We start from the raw sequence: 1,345 nt of genomic DNA on the forward strand, positions 1-1,345 counted from the left end.
CATTTTTATTCGTTTCGTATTGTAGTAATCAATATACTCTTCAAGTTCTTGGATCAGATCATCTTCGTCCTCGAAGGTTTCGCCATGGAACATTTCTGTTTTTAGTAAGGCAAAAAAGTTCTCAGCGACAGCATTGTCCAAACAATTCCCTTTTCGCGACATACTTTGTTGTAGACCATGTTTTTCCAAAATATGCCGTGTTTGCTTTTGCTGGTACTGCCAACCTTGGTCACTGTGTAAGATCGGTGCTTCTCCTTCTTTAAGACCATCTATGGCTTCTTTTAGCATGTCGGTCACGAGTGGTAAATGCGCTGTCTTTTTAATTCTGTAGGCAATTACTTCTTGATTAAACAGATCAATCACTGGAGACAAGTATACTTTTTGCCCTTTAACATTAAACTCTGTCACGTCGGTGACCCACTTCTCGTTCGGCCTGGACGCTTTAAAATTTCGGCATAAGAGATTGTCCGCGATGCGTCCTATTTCGCCTCGATAAGAACGATAGCGCTTAGGCCGTACCTTAGATTTAAGCCCTAATAACCTCATCAGCCTTTGCACTGTTTTATGATTCAGCCCTATTTTGGCTCTACGAAGCTCAGAGGTGATACGCCGATAACCATAACGGCCTTTATGCTTATGGAAGATCTCTCGTATCTTTTCCTTCGCTTCTGCGTACTGATCTAATTGCGTTAATCGCTGGCAATGGTAATAAAACACACTACGCGGCAGTGACAACGATCGAAGTAAATTCGGCAACTTAAACCGATCTCTTAACCCTTGGGCGATTGACGCTTTTTCTTGGCTTGTTGGCGTTTCATTTCGTCCAAGGCTTCTAACTTTTTTAGAACAGCTACCTCCGTTCGACGATATTCCAACTCGTCACGAAGCTCTTCTAATGTCATTTCATCAATAGACTTATCGTTTGATTCTTGGTTCTGTTTTTTCATGGAAGGACACCCTCGCTTCTTTGGTTGAAGGCCTTGGAGTCCTGATTGATCAAACTCACGTAGCCACACCGAAAGCGTACCGGGAGAGGGGAGATTATAAAAGGCACTTGTGTAAGTTAATGACCAATTTTCTGACCACATTCTTTTAAGAATATCGGCTTTATCTTTAGCGGTACGAGGGAATTTTGGTGGTAGAAAGGATTCTTCACCATTAAAGCTATAGACCTTGCTCCAATAGCGAATCTGACTGTATGGAATAGACAGTTGCTTTCCAAGAGCCCTTGGTGATGAAACACCGTTAAGGCATTGCTGAGCTAATGTGATTTTAAAAGCACGACTGTACTTTGACATAAAAAGAACCCCCAATGTTGTTTGTCCAACTATTGGGGGTCACTTCA

Annotated in this window: 2 protein-coding genes; both read right to left on the reverse strand. The window is 42.1% G+C overall.

What is annotated here, in order from left to right:
* On the reverse strand, positions 1–870 hold an 870-nt coding region (locus tag DFP80_RS20605; protein ID WP_181799895.1), incomplete at its 3' end, for an IS3 family transposase.
* Complete coding sequence (locus DFP80_RS20555) at positions 771–1,298, reverse strand: helix-turn-helix domain-containing protein (protein ID WP_113918661.1); 528 nt, start codon at positions 1,296–1,298, stop codon at positions 771–773. The genes DFP80_RS20555 and DFP80_RS20605, both read right to left, overlap by 100 nt.
* Positions 1,299–1,345 lie beyond the last annotated feature (47 nt).

The organism is Marinomonas rhizomae, from assembly GCF_003315485.1.
In the GTDB taxonomy this organism is placed as follows: domain Bacteria; phylum Pseudomonadota; class Gammaproteobacteria; order Pseudomonadales; family Marinomonadaceae; genus Marinomonas; species Marinomonas rhizomae.